23 protein-coding genes are annotated in these 24,580 nt (G+C 76.8%); 8 read left to right on the top strand and 15 right to left on the bottom strand.

Annotation, left to right across the window (positions count from 1 at the left end):
- Positions 1-5 precede the first annotated feature (5 nt).
- The 6 genes from VSR01_RS02555 to VSR01_RS02530 form a co-directional block, all read right to left on the bottom strand.
- The gene (locus VSR01_RS02555) at positions 6-2,156 is read right to left on the bottom strand and encodes an ATP-binding cassette domain-containing protein (RefSeq protein WP_326447659.1); all 2,151 of its coding nucleotides are present in this window, start codon (positions 2,154-2,156) and stop codon (positions 6-8) included.
- A 223-nt stretch (positions 2,157-2,379) separates the two neighbouring features.
- Complete coding sequence (locus VSR01_RS02550) at positions 2,380-2,508, bottom strand: ALQxL family class IV lanthipeptide (RefSeq protein ID WP_326447658.1); 129 nt, start codon at positions 2,506-2,508, stop codon at positions 2,380-2,382.
- Between the two features lie 186 nt (positions 2,509-2,694).
- Complete coding sequence (locus VSR01_RS02545) at positions 2,695-2,826, bottom strand: ALQxL family class IV lanthipeptide (protein WP_326447657.1); 132 nt, start codon at positions 2,824-2,826, stop codon at positions 2,695-2,697.
- Positions 2,827-2,839: 13 nt separating this feature from the next.
- The gene (locus VSR01_RS02540) at positions 2,840-5,011 is read right to left on the bottom strand and encodes a S9 family peptidase (protein ID WP_326447656.1); all 2,172 of its coding nucleotides are present in this window, start codon (positions 5,009-5,011) and stop codon (positions 2,840-2,842) included.
- Entirely contained in the window at positions 5,008-7,581 is a 2,574-nt protein-coding gene (locus VSR01_RS02535; protein WP_326447655.1) for a lanthionine synthetase LanC family protein, read from the bottom strand. Before VSR01_RS02535 ends, VSR01_RS02540 begins: the two co-directional genes overlap by 4 nt.
- On the bottom strand, positions 7,482-8,393 hold the full coding sequence (locus tag VSR01_RS02530) for a class III lanthionine synthetase LanKC N-terminal domain-containing protein (RefSeq protein ID WP_326447654.1): 912 nt from the start codon (positions 8,391-8,393) through the stop codon (positions 7,482-7,484). The genes VSR01_RS02535 and VSR01_RS02530 overlap by 100 nt, the downstream gene beginning before the upstream one ends.
- 358 nt (positions 8,394-8,751) lie before the next feature.
- On the opposite strand from VSR01_RS02530, the gene VSR01_RS02525 reads away from it, so the two are divergent.
- The 3 genes from VSR01_RS02525 to VSR01_RS02515 all read left to right on the top strand — a co-directional run bounded on the left by VSR01_RS02525 (position 8,752) and on the right by VSR01_RS02515 (position 10,851).
- Positions 8,752-9,471, top strand: coding sequence for a hypothetical protein (locus VSR01_RS02525; RefSeq protein ID WP_326447653.1), 720 nt, complete (start codon positions 8,752-8,754; stop codon positions 9,469-9,471).
- The gene (locus VSR01_RS02520; protein WP_326447652.1) at positions 9,468-10,064 is read left to right on the top strand and encodes a SigE family RNA polymerase sigma factor; all 597 of its coding nucleotides are present in this window, start codon (positions 9,468-9,470) and stop codon (positions 10,062-10,064) included. Before VSR01_RS02525 ends, VSR01_RS02520 begins: the two co-directional genes overlap by 4 nt.
- A gap of 64 nt (positions 10,065-10,128) precedes the next feature.
- Positions 10,129-10,851, top strand: coding sequence for a hypothetical protein (locus tag VSR01_RS02515; protein WP_326447651.1), 723 nt, complete (start codon positions 10,129-10,131; stop codon positions 10,849-10,851).
- 229 nt (positions 10,852-11,080) lie between these two features.
- On the opposite strand, the gene VSR01_RS02510 is transcribed toward VSR01_RS02515, so the two are convergent.
- On the bottom strand, positions 11,081-11,821 hold the full coding sequence (locus tag VSR01_RS02510; RefSeq protein WP_326447650.1) for a FadR/GntR family transcriptional regulator: 741 nt from the start codon (positions 11,819-11,821) through the stop codon (positions 11,081-11,083).
- A gap of 147 nt (positions 11,822-11,968) precedes the next feature.
- On the opposite strand from VSR01_RS02510, the gene VSR01_RS02505 reads away from it, so the two are divergent.
- From VSR01_RS02505 to VSR01_RS02490, 4 genes are read left to right on the top strand one after another with little or no spacing between them, the layout of a single operon-like run.
- The gene (locus VSR01_RS02505) at positions 11,969-13,447 is read left to right on the top strand and encodes a sialate:H+ symport family MFS transporter (protein ID WP_326447649.1); all 1,479 of its coding nucleotides are present in this window, start codon (positions 11,969-11,971) and stop codon (positions 13,445-13,447) included.
- Positions 13,447-14,403: a dihydrodipicolinate synthase family protein gene (locus VSR01_RS02500; protein ID WP_326447648.1), complete on the top strand. Its 957-nt coding sequence runs from the start codon at positions 13,447-13,449 to the stop codon at positions 14,401-14,403. The genes VSR01_RS02505 and VSR01_RS02500 overlap by 1 nt, the downstream gene beginning before the upstream one ends.
- A gap of 29 nt (positions 14,404-14,432) precedes the next feature.
- A complete protein-coding gene (locus tag VSR01_RS02495; protein WP_326447647.1) occupies positions 14,433-15,212 on the top strand; it encodes a sialidase family protein in 780 nt (259 codons plus the stop codon).
- Positions 15,122-15,718, top strand: coding sequence for a sialidase family protein (locus tag VSR01_RS02490; RefSeq protein WP_326453459.1), 597 nt, complete (start codon positions 15,122-15,124; stop codon positions 15,716-15,718). Before VSR01_RS02495 ends, VSR01_RS02490 begins: the two co-directional genes overlap by 91 nt.
- 17 nt (positions 15,719-15,735) lie before the next feature.
- On the opposite strand, the gene VSR01_RS02485 is transcribed toward VSR01_RS02490, so the two are convergent.
- The 7 genes from VSR01_RS02485 to VSR01_RS02455 form a co-directional block, all read right to left on the bottom strand.
- On the bottom strand, positions 15,736-17,499 hold the full coding sequence (locus VSR01_RS02485) for an RICIN domain-containing protein (RefSeq protein WP_326447646.1): 1,764 nt from the start codon (positions 17,497-17,499) through the stop codon (positions 15,736-15,738).
- Positions 17,500-17,727: 228 nt separating this feature from the next.
- On the bottom strand, positions 17,728-19,029 hold the full coding sequence (locus tag VSR01_RS02480) for a serine hydrolase domain-containing protein (RefSeq protein ID WP_326447645.1): 1,302 nt from the start codon (positions 19,027-19,029) through the stop codon (positions 17,728-17,730).
- Positions 19,026-19,949 (bottom strand): DUF6895 family protein, encoded by a 924-nt coding sequence (locus tag VSR01_RS02475; protein WP_326447644.1) that lies wholly within the window; start codon positions 19,947-19,949, stop codon positions 19,026-19,028. Before VSR01_RS02475 ends, VSR01_RS02480 begins: the two co-directional genes overlap by 4 nt.
- The gene (locus tag VSR01_RS02470) at positions 19,946-20,950 is read right to left on the bottom strand and encodes a DUF6895 family protein (protein ID WP_442785632.1); all 1,005 of its coding nucleotides are present in this window, start codon (positions 20,948-20,950) and stop codon (positions 19,946-19,948) included. The genes VSR01_RS02475 and VSR01_RS02470 overlap by 4 nt, the downstream gene beginning before the upstream one ends.
- A gap of 117 nt (positions 20,951-21,067) precedes the next feature.
- Complete coding sequence (locus tag VSR01_RS02465) at positions 21,068-21,811, bottom strand: hypothetical protein (RefSeq protein WP_326447642.1); 744 nt, start codon at positions 21,809-21,811, stop codon at positions 21,068-21,070.
- 16 nt (positions 21,812-21,827) lie between these two features.
- Positions 21,828-22,016 (bottom strand): hypothetical protein, encoded by a 189-nt coding sequence (locus tag VSR01_RS02460; protein WP_073500942.1) that lies wholly within the window; start codon positions 22,014-22,016, stop codon positions 21,828-21,830.
- Positions 22,017-22,132: 116 nt separating this feature from the next.
- Entirely contained in the window at positions 22,133-22,576 is a 444-nt protein-coding gene (locus VSR01_RS02455; RefSeq protein WP_326447641.1) for a MarR family winged helix-turn-helix transcriptional regulator, read from the bottom strand.
- Between the two features lie 120 nt (positions 22,577-22,696).
- Here VSR01_RS02455 and VSR01_RS02450 point away from each other — a divergent pair, with 120 nt between their 5' ends.
- Positions 22,697-23,659, top strand: coding sequence for an NAD-dependent epimerase/dehydratase family protein (locus VSR01_RS02450; RefSeq protein ID WP_326447640.1), 963 nt, complete (start codon positions 22,697-22,699; stop codon positions 23,657-23,659).
- Positions 23,660-23,671: 12 nt separating this feature from the next.
- Here VSR01_RS02450 and VSR01_RS02445 read toward each other — a convergent pair whose 3' ends face one another.
- Complete coding sequence (locus VSR01_RS02445) at positions 23,672-24,457, bottom strand: bestrophin-like domain (protein WP_326447639.1); 786 nt, start codon at positions 24,455-24,457, stop codon at positions 23,672-23,674.
- Between the last annotated feature and the right edge of the window lie 123 nt (positions 24,458-24,580).

The following is a 24,580-nucleotide window of genomic DNA, read 5'->3' as shown; positions in this document are numbered from 1 at the left end:
GCTCCTCACCGCGCACCGTGGCCTCCCGCCTGCGTACGTCCGCGTGCCGCGCGGCTGTCGCCGTCGCGGTCCGGCGCCGCGGCCGGAAGCGGGGAGTCCGCGAGGCGCGGTCGCGGACCGCCCGGCTCGTCCCGCCGCACCGCGGCCTCCCGCCGTCTCCCGTCCTCGTGCCGTCTCCCGTCCTCGTGCCGTACGGTCGCCGGCGCCGCGGCCCGGACCGCGGCGGGCAGGCGTCCGGTCCCGCTCCCGGCCGCGGGGGAGTTCGGCCGCGGCGGCCCCGCCGCGTCCGCGCCCGCCGTCGCGGCGCCCGGCCCGGTGTCCGGCCCGGACGGAGCCGTGGACGGGACGGCCGACGGGGCCGCCGCGGCCGACGTCAGGAGCGAGGGGCCCTGCGCGGGCGCGGCGGCGCTCACCGCGGTCGGCCGTGGACCCCCGGACGGAGCGGAATCCTCATCGGGGTCGGCCGGGCCGGGGGAGAACACGGCCCGGTACTCCGGGTCCGCGCGCCACAGTGCGGCGTGCGGGCCGAACGCCCGGACCCGCCCCGCGTCGAGCCACGCCACCGCGTCGCAGCGGGCGGCGGTGCCCGCCCGGTGGGCGACGACCAACCGGGTCCGCCCGTCGAGCACGCGGGTGAGGGAACGCACCACGTCGGCCTCGGTGAGCGTGTCGAGCCCCGACGTCGCGTCGTCCAGGACGTGCACGAGCGCCGGCCGCGCCAGCGCTCTCGCGAGCCCCAGCCGCTGCCGTTCCCCACCGGACATCGGCGCCTGCTCCAGCGGGGTGTCGTAGCCGTGCGGCAGGCGCAGCACGAAGTCGTCGGCGTGCGCGGCGCGGGCGGCCCGGCGCACCGCCGCGTGGGTGCCGGGGGTGTCGGGCAGCCCGTAGCCGACCGCCTGGCCGACCGTCGCCCCGAGCAGGACCGGCCGCTCGAACGCGTACGCCACCCGGGCCCGCAGCTCCGCCAGGGGCAGCGCGGCGACCGGGACGCCGTCCAGCAGCACCTCGCCCTCGTCCGGGTCGGCCAACCGGCCGACCAGCGAGGCCAGCAGGCTCTTGCCGCTGCCGCTGCGGCCGACCAGCGCCACCGACGTGCCGGCCGGCAGGACCAGGTCGACGCCGTCGAGGACCGCCCGGCCCTCCTGCCGCACCACGACCCCGCGCAGCCGCACCTCGCCCCGGCCCGGCGCGGCGGCCGGCGCCTGCCCGCCGACCGGTACCGGCACGTCCAGCGTCCGGGCCAGCCGGGCGGCGCCGGCCCGCGCCTGCGCGAACGAGAACAGCGTGTCGATCTGCTGCACCGCCTGGGCGGCCACCGCCAGGTAGCCCGCCGTCGACAACAGGCCGCCGGGCGGGATCCGGTGCGCCGCGACGCCCGCGCCCGCCACGCCCAGCACCGCCACCTCGACCGCGGGCAGCAGCAGCCCGAAGCGCCACACCACGCGCCGCTGCAGTCGCCACAGCTTGTGCCCGGCCGCCGACACCTCGGCCAGTGGCTCCAGGACGCGCCGGGTCTCGGCGGCGAGCGTTCCGGAGGCGCGGATGGTGCGGGCGCCCCCCATCGCGGCCAGCAGCCGGGTGGCGACCCGCGCCTGCGCCGCCAAGTAGTCCTGCTGCGCCTGGGACGACCCGGCGACGAACCGCCGGGCCAGCGCCACCGCCACCGGTACGCCCGCGGTGAACGCCAGGCCGACCCGCCAGTCGATCACCCACAGCATGGCGGCGGCCGCCGCCGAGGCGAGGGTGGAGACGCCCCACTGCGAGGCGGCGGTGGGAAGTTCGGCGGCCTGCGTGGCGGCCTGCGCGAGTTGGGTGACCGCCTCGCCGTGCGGGACCCGCGAGCGCGGGCCGGCCGCCAGCAGCCGGTCCACCAGCCGGGTCCGCAGCCAGGCCGCGGTCCTGGCGGTGCACGTCGCCGCCAGCAGTGCCGCCGCGACCTCGCACACCCCCGCCAGGAGCAGCGCCGCGGCCAGCACCACGGCGTCCCGTCCTGCGCCGGAGCCGCGCAGAGCCGCGTCCACGGCGGCCGCGAGCAGCGACGGCACGGTGAGCCCGGCCACCGCCTGGACCGCCATGAGGACCACCAGCAGGACGAGCCGACCGCGCACCCGGCGTGCCGCCGAGCGCAGCAGCCGGCTGCCGGGGGAGCTCTGCATGCGCGATCGCCTCCTGAGTACGGGCGTCGGGGCGGAAGCCGACGTGCGGGCCGCGGCGTGGCCCCCGCGCCGCCGCGGCCGGCCCGGCCGCGCGACGGCGCGTGGCGTCACGTCCCGGTCCGCGGGCGGCGGGCCGTGGACCGGTCGGCGGCCCCGGTGTGTCGCGGCGGCCGCCCGCGCTCCCTCGCGGGGAGCGCCGGACAGCCGCCGCGGGGGCGTCGGGTCAGTTCGCCGAGCCGGTCCAGCTGCAGGTCCAGCTGCAGGTCATGGTGCAGGGCAGCTCGTAGACGGCAGTGGTCTGCTCCTCCTCGGCGGGGAGCATCTCCAGCGCGTCGTAGTCGATCTCAGCCATGGTGATCACCTTTCTCGGTGGGGTGGAAGCGGAACGCGGACGGGCGCGGGGCGCGCCGGCCGCATACGTCCGGGGACCGCCCGGTGGCCCGGGCCGGCCCCGCCGGCGGTCGTGCCGCGGCGGGAATCCCGCACGTACGTCTCGATGCGTCGGGCACGACGCGTCCGGCGCCGTGCCCGGCGCGGATCAGAGGCCGGAGACGCTGGTCCAGCTGCAGGTCCACAGGCAGGTGGAGGCACAGGCCAGCTCCACGGCGGCTCCTGCGTGCTCCTCCTCGGCGGGGAGCATCTCCAGCGCGTCGTAGTCGATCTCGGTCATGGTTTCTCCTCCGTCAGCGGTACGTCGGTCCGGGCGGGTTCGACCCGCCCGTCCCGTGCCCTCCGGCGCGTTTTGATGAAGCGGACGCGGCGGGCGGCACGGAGTCGCGGGGCGGCGGCACGGCGGCCGCGCGCAGGAAGGCGACGACCTCGGCGAGCACGGGGTCGTCGGGGGACAGGCCGAGCGCGGCGTGGCCGCGGTCCGGCAGTTCGATCAAGCGGACCGGAGCGCGAACCGCGGACCCGGCGGCCCCGGGGGCCGCGTGCGGGTCGGCGGCGCACCGGCTGCCGGGGGCCGCGTGCGGGTCGGCGGCGCACCGGCTGCCGACGGTCCCGGGCGCGCCGGCAGCCGCCGCGAGCAGTCGGGAGTGCGCCACCGGCACGGTCTCGTCGTGGCGTCCGTGGACCAGCAGCAGCGGGGTCGCCAGACGCGGGGCGAGCCGTTCCAGGTCGCGGGCGGCCGAGCGCGGCGAGTCGCCGCCCAGGCGCTCGACCATGTCCCGGACGCCCGGCCCTCCGTCCGCGTGCAGGCGCGCGCCGGAGAGGAAGGGGGCCACCGCGGCGCATCCGGACCAGCCGCCGGGCTCGGCGGTCGCCGCCAGCACCGCGAGCCAGGCGCCGTAACTGATGCCGAACAGCGCCGGCGCCGGCGCCCCGGCCGGACGCCCGGCCCGCAGGTGCGCCGCGACGGCCAGCACGTCGTCGAGGTCGGGGCCGCCCCAGTCGCCCACCGTGGCGAGCGTGTACGCGGCGCCGTAGCCGGTGCTGCCGCGCTGGTTGGGGGCGACCACGGCGACGCCTTCCGCGGCGAGCGCCTGGAACAGCGGCTCGTAGCCCAGCGACCAGCGGCTGTTGGGCCCGCCGTGCAGCGCGATCACGACGCGCTCGGCGTGCGCCCAGGCCGGTCCGTGGACCACGGCCTCCACCGGCCCCCGCGCGCCGGGCAGCGACTCCAGCCGCCCGGGGTGCGCCGCCCGCGCGTCGCCGCTGACGGCCGGCACCCGCACGCGCGGCGCCCATGGCGCGCCGGGCACGCCGGGGCCTCCGCGTCCCGCGCGTGCCGCTCGCCGGCCGACCCGCGGAGTTGCCGCTCCCCGGCCGACCGGCTCGGGCGCCTCGGGCGACTCCGGTGTCTCCGGTGCCAGGTCGGCGGGGGAAAGCCAGCAGGGGAGGGCGGGGTGCAGCGGGGTGGCCAGGGGAAGCCAGAGGCCGCGTGCGCCCCAGGCGGCGACGGGCGAGAGCACGCCGGCCGGCAGGTCCGCTTCGTGCACCCGGTCACGGGTCCAGTCGTGCAGCACCAGCGCCGAGCGGGCGCCGCGCACGCCCACGTGCGCGGCGAAGCGCCCGGTCGGGTCGAGCGCCACGGGGTGGGCGGTGCCGGGCAGCGCTGCGAGCGGGGAGGTTTCGGGCAGCACCCGCACCGGGACCTCGCCCGCCGCGGCGGCCAGCGCGAGCCGCGGGCGCGGACCGTCCCCGGCGGCCAGCAGCAGCGATCCTCCGCCCGCGGCCAGCAGGCGCGCCGACCCGGTGAGTCCGGGGAGTCGCAGGGCCGTGACCGTGCCGGCGTCCGGGTCCACCGCGACCGGCTCGGCGTGGCCCCCGTCCACGCGGGTGAACAGCAGCCACCGCCCGTACGGGACTCCGCCGCTGAGCCTGCCCGGCACGGTCACCAGGGCCCGCGGCGCGGCGCCGCCTGCGGGGAATCGGTGAACCGTGGTACGGCCGTCGGGGTCGGACCCCACCGCGTAGCCGCCGCCCGCCCCCACCAGCAGCCGTAGCGGCCGCTCGGTCCAGGACGCCGACGCCGCCACCCCGCCGCGGGCGTCGAGCAGGTCCAGCACCTGGGCGCCCTGCCGGTGCCGGGACAGCAGCACCCGGCCGCCCTCCAACGGAAGCACGGTCGAGTACGTGGCCTCGCCCGGGTGCGGCCATCGGGACAGGCGGCGCGGGCCGTCCGCCGTCAGGACCCACGACTCCACGTGCCAGCGGTGCCGGGAGTCGGCTGCCAGGCACGCGAGGCGCGTGCCGTCGGCGGAGAAGCGGAAGCCCATCCGGACGAGGACCGGCGTGCGCGCGCCCGGTGCGTCGGGTGCGCCGGCCAGGTCGGCCGGTGCGTCGGCCAGGTCGGCCGGCCCGGCGGCGGTCGTGCCGGCCGCGGCTTCGGTGTCCGTGGCGGCGGTCGTCACGCGCCGGCTCCGGTCGGCACCGGGTCGGCTCCGGCGGACGCCGGGGCGCCTGCCGACGTGGCCCGTCCTCTCCGCGCCGCCCCTGACGGCACGGCGCCGCCCGCGGCGGACGGCGCGACCGCGGGACCGGGCACGCCGTCCGCGCTCGTCGAGCCGCCCGCGCGGCCGTCGCGCGCCGGCCGCTCCGCGGCGTCCCGCGACCGGGTCGTCCCGTGGCCGTCCTCGTCGGCCAGCCAGGGCCGGGGCCCGCCGTGCGCGAGGCGCAGCAGGAAGTCGACACAGCCGCTCAACCCGGTCTGATGGTCGGCGCGGACCTCGGCGCCGGACTCGTCGGGCAGCACACGGCGGCCGTCCGCCAGGCCGTGCCGGGTGTACAGGCAGGCCGCGAGGTCGTCGGCCCAGGCCCGATACGGCCCGCCGACCGCGTCGGCGAGGTCGAGCAGGAAGTGGCCGTTGCCCGCCAGGCCGTGACAGGTCGCGGAGGGCGAGACCCAGCGGGCGTGCCGGACCGCCGCGCCGGCCTCCTCCGCGAGCTGCCGGAACCGGGGGTCGCCATGGGCCCGCCACAGGCGGATCAGGAAGGTGCCGACGCCCGAGGCGCCGCTGCACCAGTGGTAGAGCATGCCCTGGCCGAAGGCGCTGTCCCGCCCGTCGCGCCAGCGCGCGCCCCACGGGCCGCGCTCGGCCTCCGCGGCCAGGGTGTCGCCGGCGGCCACGGCGAGGTCCAGGAGGTCCGCGCGGCCGGTCGCCGTGCCGGCGGCCAGCAGGAAGGCCCCGACGCCCGCGACGCCGTGGGCGAACCCGAAGTGCCGCATGCCCGCCATGGCCGAGTCGAAGTCGTCGGGCACCGGCCAGAACACCCGGTCCCCGTCCCGTTCGACCGCCTCGGCCAGACCGTCGGCGCAGGACTGCGCCCGGGCCAGGAAGCGCTCGTCGCCGGTGGCCCGCCACAGGTGCAGCTGGGCGAAGCCGGCCCCGGCGGCGCCGTGGCACACGTCCGGGTTGGGCCAGCGCACCGGCAGGGTGAGCGCGGTCCGCAGGGCTCCCGCGGCCAGCTCCTCGTCGCCCAGATGCCGCGCCGCGTCGTACAGCGCCCATGCCGTTCCGGCCCGCCCGAAGTAGAGGCCGGGCAGCAGCCGCGGCACGTCGTCGAGGCGCCCGCCGATCCACCGCCCGGCCGCGGCGGCCGCGGCACGCACCCGCGGCAGGTCCAGCACGCGGTCCGCGCGGACCAGCGTGGCGAGCACCCCGGCCGCCCCGTGCTGCACATTGCACGGATCGGTGGTCCGCCCGAACGCGCCGCTGGACCACAGGCGTTCGGGGTCGCCGGCCGGGTCGGCCATCGTCGCGACGAGGTGCGCCAGGCCGTCCGCCACCAGCGCGTCCCGGACCGCCGGCCCGTACGCCTCGAACTCCGGCACGGCGTCGTCCGCGCCGGCTGTTCCGCGCGTGACGCCGGTCCTGCCGGGATCGCCGGTCCGGCCGGTCCCGCCGGTCGTGTCGGTGCCACCGGCTCCGACGTCCGGGCCCGGGGTGCTGTGCCCGTTCCCAACGCCGTCCGCTGTCGCAACGGCGTTCGCGGTCGCCGCGGCCCCCCGCGCGGCTCCGTGCCCGGAGCCCGTACCGGAGGTCTCGGCCTCCCGCGCGGCGGGCGCGGCGGGGACGTCCGCGACGGGCCGGACCGCGACCCGGCCGCCGTCCGGGGCCTTGGCGGGGGCGTCGGCGGGGGCCTCGGCGTCCGTGCTCCCTTCGGCGAGCCCGTCGAGGAAGGCGCGGAGCCGGGACAGCGGCCAGCGCGCCCCGGGGGTCTCGCGGGTGAGTCCGACGATGGCCGGGGCCAGGGCGCGAACCGCCGGGTCGTCGACGGCCGCGGTGGCGAGGAGCAGGGCCATCCGCCCGTCGACCGGGCGGGCCGGCGAGGTGTCGGGCAGGAAGGCGGGAGAGTGGCCCGTGGCCGCGTAGCACAGCACGCAGCCCAGCGCGAAGAGGTCGACCGCGGGGCCGAACGCGGGCCCGATCCTTCGGCCGCGCGTCTGCTCGGGCGGGCCGTAGCCGGGCGTGAACGCGCGGAGGGTCAGCGCGCCCGGCGCCGCGGCGTGCTCGGCGTCGATCAGCGTCAGCGTGCCGTCGGCCGCGATCATGATGTTGTTCGGCGTGAAGTCCTGGAAGACCAGGCCGCGGGCGTGCACGCGCCCGAGCAGGTCGGCCAGGCGTCGGCCGAGCTCGACCAGCCGCGCCGTGGGCAGCCCGCCGGCGGTCGCGCCCCGCTGTTCCTGCACCCAGCGCGCCAACGGCACACCGGGCACCTCGGACTGCACCAGGAACGCGTGGGCGCCGCTCTCGTGCCAGTACAGCGGCTCGGCCGCGACGCCCCGCAGCGCGCCGAGCGCCTCGTACTCGTGCCGCAGCGCGTCGCGCGCGTCCTGTCCGGGCAGCCCGGCGCCGACGTGGGCGCGCGCCTGCTTGACGATCACGCGCGCTCCGGTGCGGTCGTCGACCGCGCGGAAGACGCCGCCGCGCGCGGAGTGCCGGATCGCCTCGCGGACGGTGTACCGGTCGGCGATCCGCACGGCGGGCCGTCCGGCGGCGCCGCGCGGAACGTCCCGGGCCGCTGCTCCGCCGCCGGCGGTCCCCGCGGCGTCGCTCGGGTCCGCCGCTGCCGCCTGCGGGCGCCCGGGGGCCGGCAGCGGCAGGCCGGCCAGGCCGGCGGCGTGAACCACGGCTTGCGCGCGTCCCGTACCGCGCGTCCCGCCGGATCGCGCAGCATCACTTCGAAGGAGCCCTCGTTGGTGAGCACCGGCGTGCCGTCGAAGGCGCCGTAGCGCAGGTGCACCAGGCTGCCGGGACGCCAGGGCCGGTCGGACAGCACCGCGGGACCGGGCAGCCCCGCCGTGGCCTCGTCCAACGCCTGGGCCAGCGCGGCCAGTCGAGCGTCGTCGGCGGGATAGACGGTGATCACCTTGCCGCACTGCGCGCGGTCGTAGCGGTGCGAGGTCATCTCCTGGACGAGGTCGAGGCTGCGGGCGAACTTGAAGGCGCATCCGGCGTCCACCAGGACCTCCGCGGTGCGGTGGAGCACCTCCGGGAACGACAGCCGGGTGGCGGACACGTGCAGTTTCCAGCCCTGCCGGCGGCGTGGCGCGTCCGAGGGCTCGACGTGGCACCACGTCTCGCCGGTGCGCATCGACCAGGTCCTGTGCTCCCCGGTGCGCACGACGGCGTCCGCGACGCCGCCCGTGCGGACCGTGTCCGCCGCCGGGCCGCCCGTACGGACCGTGCCGCCCGGCGCCGGGCCGCCCGCCGCCGGGCCGTTCGTCGTCGCGTCGGCGGCCGCGCGGTCGAGGACGGCGCGCACCACGCCGGACAGGGAGAACTCCGCCATCGGGCCGTCCTGTTCGTCGGGGCTTCGCGCCGGCTGCGGCGCTCCCTCAATCTCGCAGCGGCGACGGGCCCCAGCATCGGGGTAACCCCCACTCCTCGCGGCGGGGCCGGAACCTCCCCGGCACGCGCCGCACCAGGCCCGCGGGCGGCCCGACGCCGGTCGCGCCCGGCCTGCGCCGGTACAGGAGTGGTATGTCCCGGTACAGACGCCCGGCCCGGAGGCCGGGGCCGCCGGGCGCGGGTCGCGCGGGTCGCGCGGGTCGTGCGGATCGACCCGGCGGACCGTGCAACCACCGCGGCCCTCGCGGGAGTACCTACGGTCGGACGTTCACGCACACGCCGCACACAGGGGAGACATCGTGGCCCACCGCAGGATCAGCACGTTCGCCATGGGCGGGGCGCTCGCCGTTGCCGTGGCCGGGGGAGTCGTCGCGAGCACGCCCGCCTCGGCCGCGACGCACACGACGCACCCGGCGCACACCGTCCGCGCGGCGTTCACCGCACCCGCCGCACCCGCCGTGCACCCCGCACCCGCGACCCGCGCGGCCCGCCCCGCCGAGGCCGCCCGCCCCGCCGCCGCACCCGCCTCCCGGCGCGTCCGCACGCTGCCCGTGTCCCACGGCGTGGTCGACGGCACGGCGTGGTCGGTGTCGCTGGAGTACTACGCCTACGTCCCGGCCGGCTACGACGCGGACCCCGACCGTACGATCACCGGCGTGGTCTGCCAGCGGATGTACATCGGCGGCGTACGCGTCGACCACCAGGGCGGTCCCTGGTCGGACTGCTGGGGTGTGACCGGTCCCGGCGACACCTACGGGAACGGCAGCACCGGCCTGTGGGGCTGCCAGGACAAGGGGCTGTCCGGCAGCAGGCTGTCCGTCGGCATCCCGAACCCCGGCGCGGCCCGCGTCGAGGTGACGCTCGACGACGGCACCGTGCTGCGCGACCGCGTCACCACGCTGGCGCACACCGTCTTCGGCGGCTGGGCGGTGGCGATCCCGGACGGTCGGGTCATCGAGTCCCTCGACACGTACGACGCGGCCGGCGTCCTGATCAGCCACGACACCGACTGGCGGTGACGCAGGGGGTCCGGCGGGAGGACGGCGGGCCGCGCGCGGACGTGGACGGCGGGGAGGGCGCCGCGGTGCCGGGGCGGTGGGACGACGACGGCGGGTTCAGCATGTTCGTCGCCGCCCGCTGGCGTGCCCTGACGCACACCGCGTACCTGCTCACCGGCGACTTCCACGAGGCCGAGGACCTGGTGCAGGCGACACTGGTGCGGGTCTACCCGCACTGGGGGCGGATCCGTCAGGAGACGGCGGAGAGCTATGTCCGCCGCTGCCTGGTCAACACCCACCGCAAGCGCAGGATCGCGCAGTTCCTGGTGCCGTTGCTGCCGGACTCCGCCTCTCCGGCGGCGGACGCCGACCCGTCCGCCGCGGGGGAGGAGCGCGACGTGCTGTTACGGGCGCTCGCCGACCTCCCGGTGCGCATGCGCACCGTCGTGGTGCTCAGGTACTGGGAGGACCTCGGCGCGGAGGACGTCGCCCGGGCGCTGGGCTGCTCGGTCGGCACGGTCAAGAGTCAGGCGTCCCGCGCGCTGGTGAAGCTGCGGGACCATCCCGCCCTCGCCGGCCACCCGTCGGCCGGCAGACTCGGGGAGCCCCGATGACCCAGCAGGACAGCGGGGGGACCGCGGCGACAGCGAACTGCTGCGCGCCGCCTTCGCCCGCGCGGTGGACGGCGTCCAGCCCTCCTCCGCCCCGGTGGGGCGCATCCTCGCGGCCGGCCGGGCCCGGCGGTCGCGCCGGCGGCTGGCGGTCGTGACCGCGGTCGCCGCGTCGGTGGCCGCCGCGGGGCTGACCGTGCCGCTGTACCGGCCGGCCGGGTCGGGACCGGCGCCCGCCCCGGCGCGGACCGCGCCGGCCGCCCCGCCCGCCCGTACCGGACCGGCGCCGGCCGCCACGTCCGCCTCGCCGAGCCCGGCCGGGGTGGTGCGCACCCCGCTGGGCCAGGGGGAGGCGGGCGGCGTGCCGTGGTCGGCGGCGCTGCGGTTCTACCCGCGGGCGCCGGCCGGGGCGCCGGGACCCGCCGTGCTGTGCGTGCGGATGTGGATCGGCGGCAGCCTGGTCGACGCCGCCGGCGGCCCGTGGGCCGACTGCCAGGCGGTCCGTGGGACAGCCGACCCGGTCTGGCGGGCCGGCGGCGCCGCCCTCTACGGCTTCCAGGACAAGGGGCTGTCGGGACCGCGCATCGTGATCGCGCCGGCCGCCCCGGGCGTCGCCACCGCCGTGGTCGCCCTCACCGGCGGCGGCAGCCTGCACGCGACCGCGGCCACCGTCCCGGGCACCGCGTACGGCGGCTGGGCGGTGGCCGTCCCCTCCGGCCGGCACATCGCCGCGGTCCGGGTGTACGCCGCGGACGGCCGCCTGCTCGGCACGGACACCGGCCTGTACTGACCCCGCGGCGGCGATCCCGCCGCGGCGGCGGTGCGTCGCGTCCCGGCGGCGATCCCGCGGCGGCGGTGGTGCGTCGCGTCCCGGCGGCGATCCCGCGGCGGCGGTGGTGCGTCGCGTCCCGGCGGCGATCCCGCGGCGGCGGTCCCGCGGCAGCGGAAGTCCCGCGGCAGCGGAAGTCCCGCGGCGGCGACGGCGTGGCCGCGGGTCCCCGGCTCCCCGCGGCGGCGGGTCAGGCCGGCCGGCGTCCGGCCGACCACTGTTCGATGCGGGCCGTGATGTCGGCGAAGTGCTCGGCGATGGAGGCCGCCGCGGCCTGCGGATCGCGCGCCCGCAGCGCCTCCAGCACCTGCCGGTGCTGGCGCACCACATGCGCGTGGTCCGTGCGCGGCTTGGCCATGTCGGCCTCCAACTGCCGGTAGACGTCCCAGAACAGTCCGATGAGCTGGAGCACCAGGGCGTTGCCGAGGGGTTCGTAGAGCAGTTCGTGGAACCGCCGGTCGTGACCGGCCCGCCCCGCGTCGCCGTCCGCCTCCAGCGCTCCCAACTCGGCCTGCAACTGGGCCAGATCGGTGTCGGACAGCTCCAGCGCCGAGCGCCGGATCAGTCCGCTCTCCAGCAGTGCCCGCACCTCCACGATGTCCAGCAGCGCCCGCGGGTCGTCGCGGCGCGCCGCGAGCCGGGAGTGGAAGAGCAGCCCCGGCGCCAGCGAGCGCAGCGCGGCGGTGCCGACGTAGGTGCCGTAGCCGTGCCGGACGTCCACGATGCCCAGCGCCTGCAGCCCCTTGAGCGCCTCGCGCACCGAGTTGCGGCTGACGCCGAGCGTGCGCATCAGCTCCGGCTCGGCGGGCAGCGGGTCGCCCGGGTCGAGGTCCATGCCCAGGACCAGCTCGACGATCTGGTCCTGCACGGTGGGCCGCCGCAGCCGTTCCGGCGGCGACACCGGGGCGGGGGGCTTGCGCTGCGCTGACATGAGGCATACGTTACCGCTCCAGTAGGACGTCGGACATCCTACGTCCTACATTGGTCCGGCCCGCGGAGCCACCGCGTCCCGCGGCCCGTCCCGCACCCGCCCGCCTACCGTGCCCGTACCGCCCCCGCTCCCGAGGATGCGAGCCCCATGACCGACTCCACGGCCCCGCCGCCACTGCGCTGGCGGGCCACGCTGGCCGCCCAGGACTGGAAGTCCTTCACCGCCGCATGGCTCGGCTACGCCATGGACGGCTTCGACTTCGTCCTGATTACCTTGGTCCTGACCGAGATCGGCAAGGACTTCCACCTGTCCACCGTGCGCGCCGCGACCCTGGTCTCGGCCGCCTTCGTGTCACGGTGGTTCGGCGGCCTCGCGATCGGCGCCCTCGGCGACCGCTTCGGCCGGCGCCCGGCCATGCTGCTGAGCATCGGGCTGTACGCGGTCGGCTCGGTGCTGTGCGGATTCGCCTGGGACTACTGGTCGCTGTTCGCGTTCCGCATGGTCGTCGGACTCGGCATGGCCGGCGAGTACAGCGCCAGCACCACGTACATCATCGAGAGCTGGCCGCGGCGGATACGCAACACCGCCAGCGGCATGCTGCTGTGCGGCTACCCGATGGGCAGCGTGCTCGCCGCCAAGACCTACGCCTGGGTGGTGCCGCACACCAGCTGGCGGGTGCTGTTCTGGATCGGCGTCGTACCGGTCGTCCTCGCGATCTACCTGCGCCGCCGGCTGCCCGAGGCCGCCGACTGGGAGCAGGCGAACCAGGCCGGCCGGACACGGGTCAGCGCCACCGCCCGGCTGTTCGGCGGCCGGGCCAAGCTGTGGACGGTCCCGGTCTGCCTGGTGGCCGCGGTCTGCCTGGTCGTGGTGCTGCGCGGCCAGTCCGTCCCGGTGACGCTGGCGCTGGTCGCGGTCGTCACCGCCTGCTTCGTCGCGATGTCGGTACGGTTCGCCCAGCGACTGTGGCCGGTGGTGGTGGCGCTGATGGTCACCGTGTTCTGCGCGTTCCTGTACTCGTGGCCGATGCAGTCGCTGCTGCCCACCTACCTCAAGACCGACCTGCACTACGACCCCGCGCAGGTCTCCGACGCGCTGCTGTACGCGGGGTTCGGCTACGCGGCCGGCTCGGTGCTGGTCGGCTACCTCGGCGACCGCTTCGGCACCCGCGCCGGCTACGTGACGATGCTGGTCGCGTCGCTGGCCTTCGTCTACCCGGTGTTCGCGCTCGGCCAGGGCCACACCGCGGCGCTGTGGGTGCTGCTGTTCCTGCTGGTCGGCACCAGCTCCGGCGCGTCCGGCGTGCTGCCCAAGTACGTCAGCGACCACTACCCGATCGAGATCCGCGCCGCCGCGCTCGGATTCAGCTACAACGTCGGCGCGCTGGGCGGCGCGGCGGCCCCGGTGCTCGGCGCCCGGCTCGCCGAGCCGCTCAGCCTGGGCACCGCCATCGGTGTGCTCGCCCTCGGCGTGACCGTGCTGGTCGTGCTGCTGATCGTCTTCGACGTGCCGCGGCGGGTGCAGGACTTCGCCGACGCGCGGCACGACGCCCGCGGTCCCGGCGACCCCGGTGACGGGGCCGCAGAGCGGCGCCCGAACCCCGATTCCACGAGTGAGAAGGTCTGATGATCCACGGAGTGGTTCCTCCCCTGTGCACCCCGCTGACCGAGGACCTGGAGGTGGACACCGCGTCGCTCGAACGCCTCACCGGCTTCCAGCTCGACGCGGGCGTGCACGGCCTGTTCGTCGGCGGCTCCACCGGCGAGGTCGCCCAACTGACCGACGCGCAGCGGGACACCGCGCTGCGCACGGTCGTCGCCACGGCCGCGGGACAGGTCCCCGTGCTGGCCGGAGTGATCGACACCGGCACCCGGCGGGTGATCGAGCACGCCCGCCGCGCCGCACGGTCGGGCGCCGACGCGGTGGTGGCCACCGCGCCCTTCTACGTCGGGGTGGCCGAGGGCGAGACGCGGGCCCACTACGAGGCGCTGCACGCGGCCGTGGACGTGCCCGTCGTGGCCTACGACATTCCGTCCAACGTCGGCCGCAAGCTGTCGCCCGACCTGCTCGGCGACCTCGCGCGGGCCGGGACGATCGCCGCGGTCAAGGACTCCTCGGGCGACCTGGAGTCCTTCCAGCGGCTGCTGGACGCCGCCGAGGACAGCGGCGCGGCATGCCTGACCGGCTCAGAGACGCTCGCCGATCTCGCCATGGCGCGCGGCGCGCACGGCATCGTGCCGGGCCTCGGCAACGTCGACCCGCACGGCTACGTCCGGCTCTACGAGGCGGCGCGCCGCGGCGACCAGGCAGCGGCGCGTGCCGAGCAGCGCCGGCTGACCGCGCTGTTCTTCGCGCTGGTGGAGGTCGCCGACCGCCGCAGGGTGAGCCGGATCTCCGCCGCGCTGGGCGCCTTCAAGGCCGCCCTGGCCCACCGCGGGGTGATCGCCCATCCGGCCACGCAGTCACCGCTGCTGCCGCTGACCGCGCAGGAGTCCCGGGCGGTCGCCGCGGTGCTGGACTCGGCGGGCCTGGGCCCGGTCCGGCGGGCGGACGCCCTGTCGCCGGGGGCGTCGAATTCGTGAACAGGACACCGACCTTCAGGAGGCGTTCCATGATGTTCGACCGACGCAGGCTCCTCGTCCTTCCGTTCGCCGCGGGGGCGGTGGCGTGGGCGGGTCGGCCCGCGTCGGCGGCGACGGCGGCCGGGACGTCCCCGGCGGACGGCGGCGGAAGCCGGCCGGGCGGGGGCGGGCAGGCGCCGCGCGCGGGCGCGGGGGCGTACGGGGGCGGCGGCGAGCGCCCCGCGGTGGAGACGTCCGTGCCGTTCACAGCGGGCGCGGACGGGTACGCCACGTTCCGGATCCCCGCCGTGGTGCGCACCGGCCGCGGCACCCTCGTCGCGTTCGCCGAGGCGCGGGCGAGCGGCTCGGACACCGGCAGCATCGTGGTGGTCGCCAAGCGTTCGCAGGACGGCGGGCGCAGCTGGGGCCCGCTCGCCGTGGTGGCCGGCGACGGCAGCGACACCCACGGCAACCCCTGTCCCGTGGTGGACCCGCGCACCGGCGACATCGTCCTGCTGACCTGCACCAACGCCGCCGATGCGACCGAGACCGCGATCATGGCGGGGCAGGTGCCGCCCGCCGACGGCCGCCGCGTGTGGGTGCAGCGCGGCATCGACGACGCACGCGGCTTCACCCCGCCGCGCGAGATCACCGCCGAGGCCAAGCACCCGGACTGGCGCTGGTACGCCACCGGTCCCGGCCACGCGATCGCCCTGACCACCGGACGCCACCGGGCCGGCTGGTCGCCCCCGCCAACCACTCCACGCCGCCGCCGGTCGGCTCCGCCGACACCGGCGCCGAGCCCCGTTACTACGGCGGACACTGTCTGATCAGCGACGACGGCGGCGAGAGCTGGCGGATCGGCTTCGTCGACGACACCCCCGACGGCGTGGTGAACGCCAATGAATCCTGCGCCGCCCAACTCCCGGACGGCCTGGTCTACTTCAACGCCCGCAACCAGGGCGGCACGGCGCCCGGCGTGCGGGTCGACGCGCGCAGCGCGGACGGCGGCGGGACGCTGCTGCGCCCCTACGCCCCGCAGACCGGGCTCGTCGGCCCGGTCGTTCAAGGCAGCGTCCTCCAAGTCCCCGACGGGCCGCTGTTGTTCGCCGGGCCCAGCGATCCCGACGCCCGCGCGGCCATGGCGGTCCGCGTGAGCCACGACGGCGGACGCGACTGGGCCACGGCGCTGGTGCTGTCCGCGGACCCAGCCGCGTACAGCGACCTGGTCGCGCTCTCCCCGACGACGGTCGGGCTGCTCTACGAGACCGGCGCGTCCTCCCCGTACGAGACGCTGACCTTCGCCCGCATTCCGGCAGCCGCGCCGGGCGGCTGAGCGCCCGGCCGTGCGGACTACCGCGGTTCGAGCTTCCAGATCTGCGGGGACAGCTTGTTGCACGTCCACTGCTCGACGTTGGCGCCGGCCGCGGTGGAGCCGCCGGCCACGTCCAGGCACAGGCCGCTGCCGGTGTTGCGCCAGGTCCAGTAGCCGTCGCCCTGGTTGAGGGCGACCCAGCGCTGCGCGGCCGAGCCGGTGCAGGGCTCCTGGTCGACGTTGGCGCCGGCCGCGGTGCTCGCGCCGGCGACGGTCACGCACAGGCCGGAGTTCTGGCCCCTGAGGGTGAAGTCACCGGAAGCGGCCTTGGTGAACAGGAAGTTCTGCGGGCCCAGGCCGTTGCACGTCCACTGCTGGATGTTGCCGCCGGAGACGCGGGAGTCCGCCGACACGTCGAGGCAGTCGCCGCTGATGACGCTGATCAGCCGGTACGTTCCGCCCGACGCCAGGCCCGCGCCGGTGGAGTTCTGAGTCCCCTGCGAGGAGCCGGTGGCGTAGAACGGCTGGCACACCGATCCGACGTAGTCGGTGGCGATCTCCAGCAGCCGGGTGCCGTCGGTCGACGGCAGCAGCGGGGAGCTGTAGTTGGGGCAGTAGCTGCCGTCGGGGTTCGGCACCGCCACCGGCGCGTCGATCGCGAACCAGCGGCCGGTGCCGTTCTCGGTGTTGACCAGGACGGTACGGCCGCTGGTGGTGGCGAGGGCGCCGTTGGCCTCGCGGAACTGCTGGCCGACCAGGACCAGGCGCCCGGCGGCGGTGCCGTTGGCCAGCCAGGCCACGGTCGGCGCGTGGGTGAAGAACTGCCCGGTGGCGGTGGTGATCAGCGGCCCGACGTCGGTGGGCGATCCCCAGTCCGCGCCGTCGGCGGAGGTGCGGTAGTGCGCGGCGCAGTCGTGGACGTCGCCGGTGCCGCACACCTCGTAGGTCATGTAGAAGCTGCCGTCGGGACGTTGGACCACGGTGGCCATGCCGGGGCGCAGCGCCGCGTTCGACGGCGCGACGGTGGGATGCACCGGCCCCCAGGTGCGGCCGTCGGAGGAGAACCGCTCCTCCAGCGACTGACTGTGCGCGCCGGGGTCCGTCTCGTCGGAGTAGTGGCACACCAGGTCGCCTTCGGAGTCGACGGCGAACTCCGGCTCCCACAGGCCGCCGGTGTTCTGCGCCGTCTGGCAGGGCGGCAGTGGGGACCAGGTCACGCCGTGGTCCTGGCTCTGCCACACGTCGATGGACATCCTGCGGTCCGCCGGGGTCTGCCCGACCGAGGCGCCCCACAACAGCGTGCCGGCGGGCATCGCCCCGATCGGGCGCGGGAGTTCGAAGAGCGTGGAGCAGCACAGGCCGTTCACGGTCGCCGGGTCGTGGACGTCGCCGATCTCGCGGAACGTGGCGCCGTCGTCGGTGCTGTGGTAGACGCGGCCGACGCCGCCGGCCGCGTCGAAGTCCACCACGGAGGCGATGACCTGGCCGTTGGCGGAGCCGGAGTGCGCGAGCCTGATCACCCGCGGGTACAGGCCGGTGCCGCTGCGCAGCGCGGTCCCGGTGGCGTCCGGGCGGACCGCGGCGGGCGCCGCGGACCCGGTCCCCGCCTTCGCGGCGCGGGCCGTGGAGGCGGCCGATGCGGCGGAGGCGGGTCCCGCGGTCGCCGCGGCGGCGACGCCCAGGACCGCCGCGAGCAGGCCGCACAGGACGAGCGCGAGCCGTTCGCGCGGCGGCGCGGGCGGCTTCCGCCAGTGCGGCGGACGTGGCGGAGCGGGCGGGGTCGACGGTGTCCCAGTACGCATACGACGTGCCTCCTGCGGTGGTTGCGCGGCGGAGAACGGACGTGGCGCGTGCGTGGGCGGCACCCGGGCCCGGGGCGCGGCGGACCCGGCCGGGGCGTATTGCAACGATGCAAGAGAGCGCCGAGAGGCATGAGAGCACAGACGCGCTTGGCATGTCCATACTTCTCGACGGACGGCTGGGGCTCCTGGGGCGGGTGCGCACCCGCCCGGGAGGGCCGGTGGAAGGCGCTACGTGCCGTCTCCTGGCCCGCCGCGGCCGGCCAGGAGACGCAGCAGCGCGTAGCCCGAGCCGACGACCGCGCTGGTGCGGTCGTGCCGGGTGGCGAACGCGGCCACCGCGGTGCGCGTCGGCGGGTGGAAGCCCAGGAAGCACTGCTGGCCGAAGGTGGCGCCGGCGTGGAAGAGCAGCGGCCCGCCGGCCGCCGGGTGGCGGTACCAGGTCAGGGTGTGCGTCTCCTCGCGGTGGCCCGAACCGCGCCGCAGCTGGGGGACTTGGACGTCGCCGAGCGCCTGGGCCAAGGTGGGCGGAAGGGCCCGCGCGCCGGCCGCGGTACGGGCCGCGGTACGGGCTCGGGCGTGCGGTCCGCCGGCCGCCCGCAGATGCGCCTCGGCATAGCCGAGCAGGTCGCCCGGGGTGCCGACCAGCCCGCCGGCCGGTGCGAACGCGGCCATCTCCGTGGCCGGCAGCGGGGTGCGGCCGTCCGCCCGGTAGCCGGTCGCGGCCGGGAACGCCGCCGGCGCCTGCCGCTCGCGGTCGTCGCCGCGACGCCCGCCCGGACCGACGGTGAGCGCGGTCGCCTCAAGGCCCAGCGGCCGCAGCACCCGTGCGGCGAGCAGATCGGGGAACGCCGCGCCCGCCGCGCGCTCCAGCACCGGCCCCAGCAGCGCCAGGCCGAGGTTGGAGTAGTGCCAGCGGGCGCCGGGGGAGTGCCGCAGACGGGTCCGGGCGAGGGCCGCGAGCAGCCGCTCGCGGTCGTAGCCGGCGTAGCCGTTGGCGTAGGGGTGCAGCAGCGCGCCCGCGACCATGTCCCGCGGCACCCTCGGCAGACCGGCGGTGTGGGTGGCCAGATGGCGCAGCGTGATCCGGCGGGCGTCGCCGCGCGGCAGCGCCGAACCGGGCAGGTACGCCGCCATCGGATCGTCCAGTGCGAGCCGTCCGGCCCGCGCCTGGTCGGCCAGCAGCAGCACGGTGAAGGTCTTCGTCAGCGAGCCCAGCGCGAAGCCGAGACGGTCACGGGCCGGGGCCGGAGTCGGGGCCGGGTTCGGATCCGCTGCCGCGCGGTCGGGCGCGGGCGCGGGAGCGGCGACTGCGGTGGCGGTGGCCGTGGCGGCGGTGGTGGCGGCGGTGGCGGCGCCGGTTCCGCCGGTGGCGTACGTCCGGCGGCCGTCGACGGAGACGGCCACCACGACGTCGGGCGCCCGCACCCGGGCCACGGCGCGGTCCAGCAGCGCGGGCAGCTCCGCCGCGTCCACGTCGTCTCGCGCGGACGCGAGGGACGTGGGCGGCGCCGGCGACGACGCGCGGGTCACGCCGCGACGTCCGAGGACAGCGCGCGCGAGGTGGCCATCGCGGAGGCGAACGCGGCCACCAGCGTGGGATGGTGCACCTGGTCGAAGACCTCGTCCGGATCGCCCGCGGGCATCGCGCCGCGCACCGGCATCGCGCCGTCCGGCGCCTGAGCGGCGGCGTACCGCTCCCACATTCCGGCGTCCAGCACCGGCCCGGGCAGGCACGCGTCCACCACCAGCAGCTCGCCGAGCAGGTCCCAGTGCTCCAACTCGGCCCAGTCCGCGGTCCACGCGGGCAGGTAGAGGGCCAGGTAGTCGGCGATCTCCTGCGGTACGCGCTCGGGCGCCGCGCCCCAGTCGGTGAGGTGGAAGACGGTGTGCGTGATGTCGTACGCGATGTGCAGCTGCACGGTCCACGGCTCGGGCATCCGGCCCAGCCAGGTCGCCGCGAGCGCCTGTTCGACGTCGCCGCTGGGCGCCAGGCCGATCTTGCGCTCGGCGTTGAGCAGTCCGAGCCGCCGGGTCGGCATCATCTCCAGCGCCCGCCAGCTCGCGGTGCTGCGCGCCAGGTCGATCGCGCGCTCCAACTCCGGGTGGCGGTGACCCAGTTCGTGCAGGCTGGCGTAGATCTCCAGCGGCACGGGGGACAGCGGCTCCTGGCGCTGCAGCTCGGCCAGCAGGTTGCCGCCGTCCAGCAGGTCGCGCCAGGCGTGGTCGAGCAGGCGCACCGAGCTGTCGTGCTGCCGCGATCCGGCCACCCCCTCCCGCGCCAGCACCCGCATGTTGATCGCCAACTCACCGACCGGCTTGAGCCGTTCGACGATGCCGCGACCGGACGCGAGGTCCTCGTCGGTGAGCCGGAACCGTTCGCGGTTGGCGTCCAGCCAGGCCAGCGCCCGGTCGCCGACACGGTGCAGGAGCGCGGGTGATGCGGCGGTCACGGTGTCGCCTCGCCTTCGGGATCGGGGTGGACGCGGCCCGGCGGACGGGCGCGCGCCAGCGTGGCGGCGAACGCGGCCACGAGCGTGGAGTGATAGCAGGCGTGGAAGGTCCCGCTGGAGCTGGAGCTGGAGCTGGAGCTGGAGCTGGAGCTGGAGCTGGAGCTGGGGTCGGAGCTGGGGTCGGAGGCGGCGCCGGCACCGGAGGCGGAGTCGCCGCTGTCGGCGCCGTTCCTCGGCCCGCCCTGCCCCGGATCGCCGGACTCGGGCAGCGCGCCGCTCCCGGTGCGCGCCGCCGCCAGCAGCCGCCACGCCGCCGGGTCGTACGGCGCGCCCGGCAGACACGCCGAGACCGCCTGGAACTCGCCGACCAGATCCCACAGGCGTTCCTCGGCCCACGTCCCGGTCCAGGCGGGCAGCCACAGCCGCAGGTACTCCGCGAGCGGCGCCGGCAACCGGTCAGGACGGCGGCCCCAGTCGGCGGTGTGGAAGACGTCGTGGGTGATGCCGTACGCGGACTTCAGGTCCAGGGCCCACGGTTCCGGCGTCATCCCGAGGCCGGTCCGCGCCAGCACCGCGTCGAAGTCGTCGTGCGGCGGCAGCCCGATCCGGCGCTCGGCGTTGAGCACGCCGAGGGTCCGGGTGTGGTCCTCGCGGGCCACCCGCCAGCGGCGCAGCGAGGTGGTCGCCCCGATCAGCTCCTCGGCCCCCGGGTTGCGCAGACCGGCCTGGGCGAACACCCCGTACAGCTCCACCGGGTACGTCGCCAGCGGCTCCCCGAGGACGAGTTCGGCGAACAGCTCGCCGCCGCGGGTCTCCTTCCACGCGAAGGCGAGGAGCCCGGCCGCGGCGTCGCGCACCTCCGGCAGCGGATGCAGCGCCTGGACGACCTGCGCCAACTCCGCCAGCTCACCCAGGGGTTTGAGCGTCATGTTGGGGTCGGCGTCGGTGGCGACATCGGCCGGCAGCCGGAAGGCGGACTGTTCCGCGGTCAGCCAGCGCAGCGCCCCGACGGCGATGTCGTCCAGCAGCTCGGCGTCGGGGTGCGGGGCCGGCCCCCGGCGGTCGTGGTGGCGCGGTGCGGCGGGGGAGTCGGGTGCGGGTCCCCGGCCGCTCGCCGCTCACCGGGCGTCGCCGCGCAGGCGCCGCGCGGCAGCCGTGTGCAGCGCCACCCGCGGGTCGGCGCCGCTCATCCTGCGGACGTAGAGCAGGCCGGTGTCCAACCCGAGAGTGGCCGGCACGTCCCGCACCCGGGACAGCCAGCGGCCGACCCCCGCGGCCTGCAGCCAGTCGCGCCGGCGGACCGCCCGGACGAAGCCCCTGGCCAGGTCGTCGGTGCGGGCCGCGAGCCCGGCGGCGAGCGCCGGGGCGAGCCCGGGCAGCGCGAGCGCGGCCAGCTGCGACGCGCGGTGGGAGAGCTTGGGCCACGGGTCGGTGTGCAGCCAGGCGTCCCCGGCCGCGGGCTCGTCCGGCCACGGGGCGCCGGCCGGCGGCAGGAACGCCCGGGACGCCTCGACCAGGCCCCGGTACGTCCACAGCGAGACGTCCGAGGCGTCGGCCCCCGGCGGATAGGCGGCCAGCGCCCGCAGCACGACCTGACCGTCCGCACCGCCCGAGCCGCCCGAGCCGCTCGCGATGCCCGTCCCGCCGGGCGTGTCGCGCGCCGCGCCGGCGCCCAGCGCGTACGGCGCCAGGACGTCGGCGCCCAGCACCCGCACGGCGGCCAGGGCCACCGCGTCGTCCTGGGCCAGGAGGGCCGACAGCGCATAGGAGTCGCCCCCGCCGTCGAGGGCGAGGGCGACTCCGTTCGCGACATCGGCCACCACAGTGCTCAGTGCGGAGTTGTCCCGCGCCTGTGCGGCCAACGTGTCCTCCCGGCCGTCAGCGGGCGTCCGTCTTCGGCGCGCGGGGGGTGGGGGGCGAAATGAGCAGCAGGGCCGCGAGAAGCAGACCGCCGCCGCATTCGCGGGTGTCGCGGTAGATGCCTTCCGGTTCTGCGGAATCCAGCAGTCCTTCGACCTCAGCGGCAAGGGCTGCCGTCTCGACCGGGGCTGTCAGCTCCGTAGCCATGGGACCATCTCCTTCGTCTCGGAAGTGCTTTCAGCATTACATTCGCGACAAATGCCTGCAAATCGGACATGCGGTCGCGAGTGAAGCACCCCTCGGCGGGCGTCCCGTACGGCCGCTCAGTGCGGCGGCGCCTGCACGATCAGCCGCAGCGCCTCCCTGAGACTGCGCGCCGTGTCCGCGTCGAGCGCGGCCAGCAGCTCCGCCTCCGCCGCCTCGTTCGCGCGCACCGCCTCCCGCACGGCCCGGACGCCGGCCTCGGTCAGTGTCACCACGTTGCGCCGCCGGTCCTGGGCGTGCGGGCGGCGGGCCACCAGGCCCTTGCCCTCTAGAGCGTCGAGGATCGCGACCATCGTCGTGCGGTCCACGCCGAGCCGCAGCGCGGCCTGCTGCTGGGAGGGGGGCTCGCCCTCGGCGACGGTCAGCAGGACGCCCAGCTCCCGCGAGGTGACGCCCACCGGCTCCAGTGCCGCGTCGCCCAGGTCCGCCATGCGGGCCTGCGCGTGCTTCAGCAGATACCCCAGAAGGGCGGCGGGTGCGGGGAACTCGTCGTCGTAAGCCATGAGCTATTCTAAAAGCAGCCTGATCGTCAGTGCTCCTGATGATCAGTGCAACGGCACAACGTGTGCCGGGTACGGCCACCCCTGTGTCGTATGCCTTGTCGTATGCCGGAAGGACCGGACATGATCCTCGTCACCGGAGGCCTCGGCTTCATCGGTTCCCACACCGTCCGCGCGCTGCTCGACCAGGGCGAGGAGTGCGTCCTGGTGCAGCGCCGCAGCACGGAGCTGCCGCCCGTGCTGGCCGGCGCGCGCGTCGCGGTCGAGCGGGTCGACATCGGCGACCGCGACGCGCTGCTCGACGTCGGCCGCCGGCACGCGGTCACCGGCATCGTGCACCTGGCCGGTCCCGGCCCCGCCCGCATCGCGCCCGAGGCCGCGGTCGAGGCGGCCCGCGCCACCCTCGGCGGACTGCTGAACGTGATGCAGGCCGCGCAGGAGTGGGGCGTGCGCAGGCTTGGCGTCGCCAGCACGATCGGCGTGTACTTCGGCGCCCGGACGGACGCGGACGCGGGCAGCGGCCTGCCGCTGCCCGAGGACACACCGCTGTCGCTGTCGGTGCCGGCCGCCATCCCGGCCTTCAAGAAGATCGGCGAGCTGCTCGGCAGCCACCTCGCCGACGTGACCGGTCTCGACATCGTCGACTACCGCATCTCCGGCACCTGGGGACCGGGCGGCCACGAGGACCCGTTCTTCGCCGCGCCCGCCCTCGTCCACGCCGCCGCCCGGGGCGCCGAGCCCGACCTGTCCACGCTCATGGCGCCCGCCTACGCAGACGACGCGCTGGACCTGAACTACGTGAAGGACACCGGGCGCGCCATCGCTCTCCTCCAGCTCGCGGACAAGCTCAACCACCGTACGTACAACGTCGGTTCCGGCCATGCCACGTCCAACGCCGACGTGGCCGCCGCGATCAGGAGGACGGTGCCCGACGCGCGGGTCGACCTCCCCACCGGCAGCCGCGGCCCGCACCTGGTCCTCGACATCGGCCGCCTCCGCGAGGACACCGGCTACCGGCCCGAGTACGACACCGAGCGCGCCGCCGCCGACTACATCGCGTGGCTGCGCGCGGGCCACGACCGCTGAGTCCCCGGCCGGTCAGGGCGAGGGGACGGCGGAGACCGTGTACCCCTCGGCGTCCATCTGGTCGAACCGCCGCTCGGCGAGGGCGAACGCGCCCGCGCGCACACCCAACGGCCGCTGGAACGGCCGGTCGAGCTGGGCCGCCAGGCAGATCGCGAACGCGACCGACGCGCCGACGCAGCACAGCGCGGCGAGTTGACGGACCGTCATCGACACGCCGAGCAGCGCGGGGAAGGCGATCAGCAGCGCGCCGCCCACCAGCATCGCGTACCAGGTGACTCCCGGCATCCGCCCCGCGGCCTGGGCGGCCCGGTCGGTCCTGGTCTGGTAGACGGCCGCCAGCGCGTCCTGAGCGGAGGAGCGGGCGGCCTCGCGTGCCGGGTCCGCCGCGGCCGACCCGCCGATCGCGGCGCGGGTACGGTCCAGGTCCTGCCACGCCCGCGGGCTGGTCCTGCCGTGCGCGAGGTCCGGGAACTCCACGGTGCGCACCGTCGCGGTGTACTGGCGGAGCAGTTCCCGTACCCTCGCGCGGTCCTCCGCGGCCAGGCCGCCCGCCGCCCAGTAGGCGTCGGCGAGCGCGCGCGACTCGTCGTACGTACGGGACCGGGCGCCGCTGAGCGCCGACCAGCCGCCTGCCACCTGGAACCCGGTGAGGAGGATGAACGAGCTGAGCAGCACCGCGCCGATCAGGGACTGCGCCTGGCCGGTGAACTCCCCGGCGGGCGCCCGCCGTCCGGTGCCGAGGAACTTGCCGGTCAGGTAGGCGAAGGCGACACCGCCGAGGACGGACAGCAGCGACACGACGTACAGGAACGTGGCACTCCCTGGTCGGTGGCGGTACGCGGCGTCGCGGCCCGCGGGGACATCGGCTCTGGGATCGCGGGGGAGCGGGGTCGGCGCGGCCCCGGGCGAGGGGCCGGGGCG

The organism is Actinacidiphila sp. DG2A-62, from assembly GCF_035825295.1.
In the GTDB taxonomy this organism is placed as follows: domain Bacteria; phylum Actinomycetota; class Actinomycetes; order Streptomycetales; family Streptomycetaceae; genus Actinacidiphila.
This window is presented reverse-complemented; position numbering and strand designations above follow the sequence as displayed.

What these genes read in the sequence shown, in the direction of transcription:
- VSR01_RS02485 (WP_326447646.1), bottom strand. Translation starts at nt 17,499, where the DNA reads ATGCGTACTGGGACACCGTCGACCCCGCCCGCTCCGCCACGTCCGCCG.
- VSR01_RS02495 (WP_326447647.1), top strand. Translation starts at nt 14,433, where the DNA reads ATGATGTTCGACCGACGCAGGCTCCTCGTCCTTCCGTTCGCCGCGGGG.
- VSR01_RS02450 (WP_326447640.1), top strand. Translation starts at nt 22,697, where the DNA reads ATGATCCTCGTCACCGGAGGCCTCGGCTTCATCGGTTCCCACACCGTC.
- VSR01_RS02455 (WP_326447641.1), bottom strand. Translation starts at nt 22,576, where the DNA reads ATGGCTTACGACGACGAGTTCCCCGCACCCGCCGCCCTTCTGGGGTAT.
- VSR01_RS02530 (WP_326447654.1), bottom strand. Translation starts at nt 8,393, where the DNA reads ATGGCGGAGTTCTCCCTGTCCGGCGTGGTGCGCGCCGTCCTCGACCGC.
- VSR01_RS02460 (WP_073500942.1), bottom strand. Translation starts at nt 22,016, where the DNA reads ATGGCTACGGAGCTGACAGCCCCGGTCGAGACGGCAGCCCTTGCCGCT.
- VSR01_RS02505 (WP_326447649.1), top strand. Translation starts at nt 11,969, where the DNA reads ATGACCGACTCCACGGCCCCGCCGCCACTGCGCTGGCGGGCCACGCTG.
- VSR01_RS02555 (WP_326447659.1), bottom strand. Translation starts at nt 2,156, where the DNA reads ATGCAGAGCTCCCCCGGCAGCCGGCTGCTGCGCTCGGCGGCACGCCGG.
- VSR01_RS02550 (WP_326447658.1), bottom strand. Translation starts at nt 2,508, where the DNA reads ATGGCTGAGATCGACTACGACGCGCTGGAGATGCTCCCCGCCGAGGAG.
- VSR01_RS02500 (WP_326447648.1), top strand. Translation starts at nt 13,447, where the DNA reads ATGATCCACGGAGTGGTTCCTCCCCTGTGCACCCCGCTGACCGAGGAC.
- VSR01_RS02510 (WP_326447650.1), bottom strand. Translation starts at nt 11,821, where the DNA reads ATGTCAGCGCAGCGCAAGCCCCCCGCCCCGGTGTCGCCGCCGGAACGG.
- VSR01_RS02545 (WP_326447657.1), bottom strand. Translation starts at nt 2,826, where the DNA reads ATGACCGAGATCGACTACGACGCGCTGGAGATGCTCCCCGCCGAGGAG.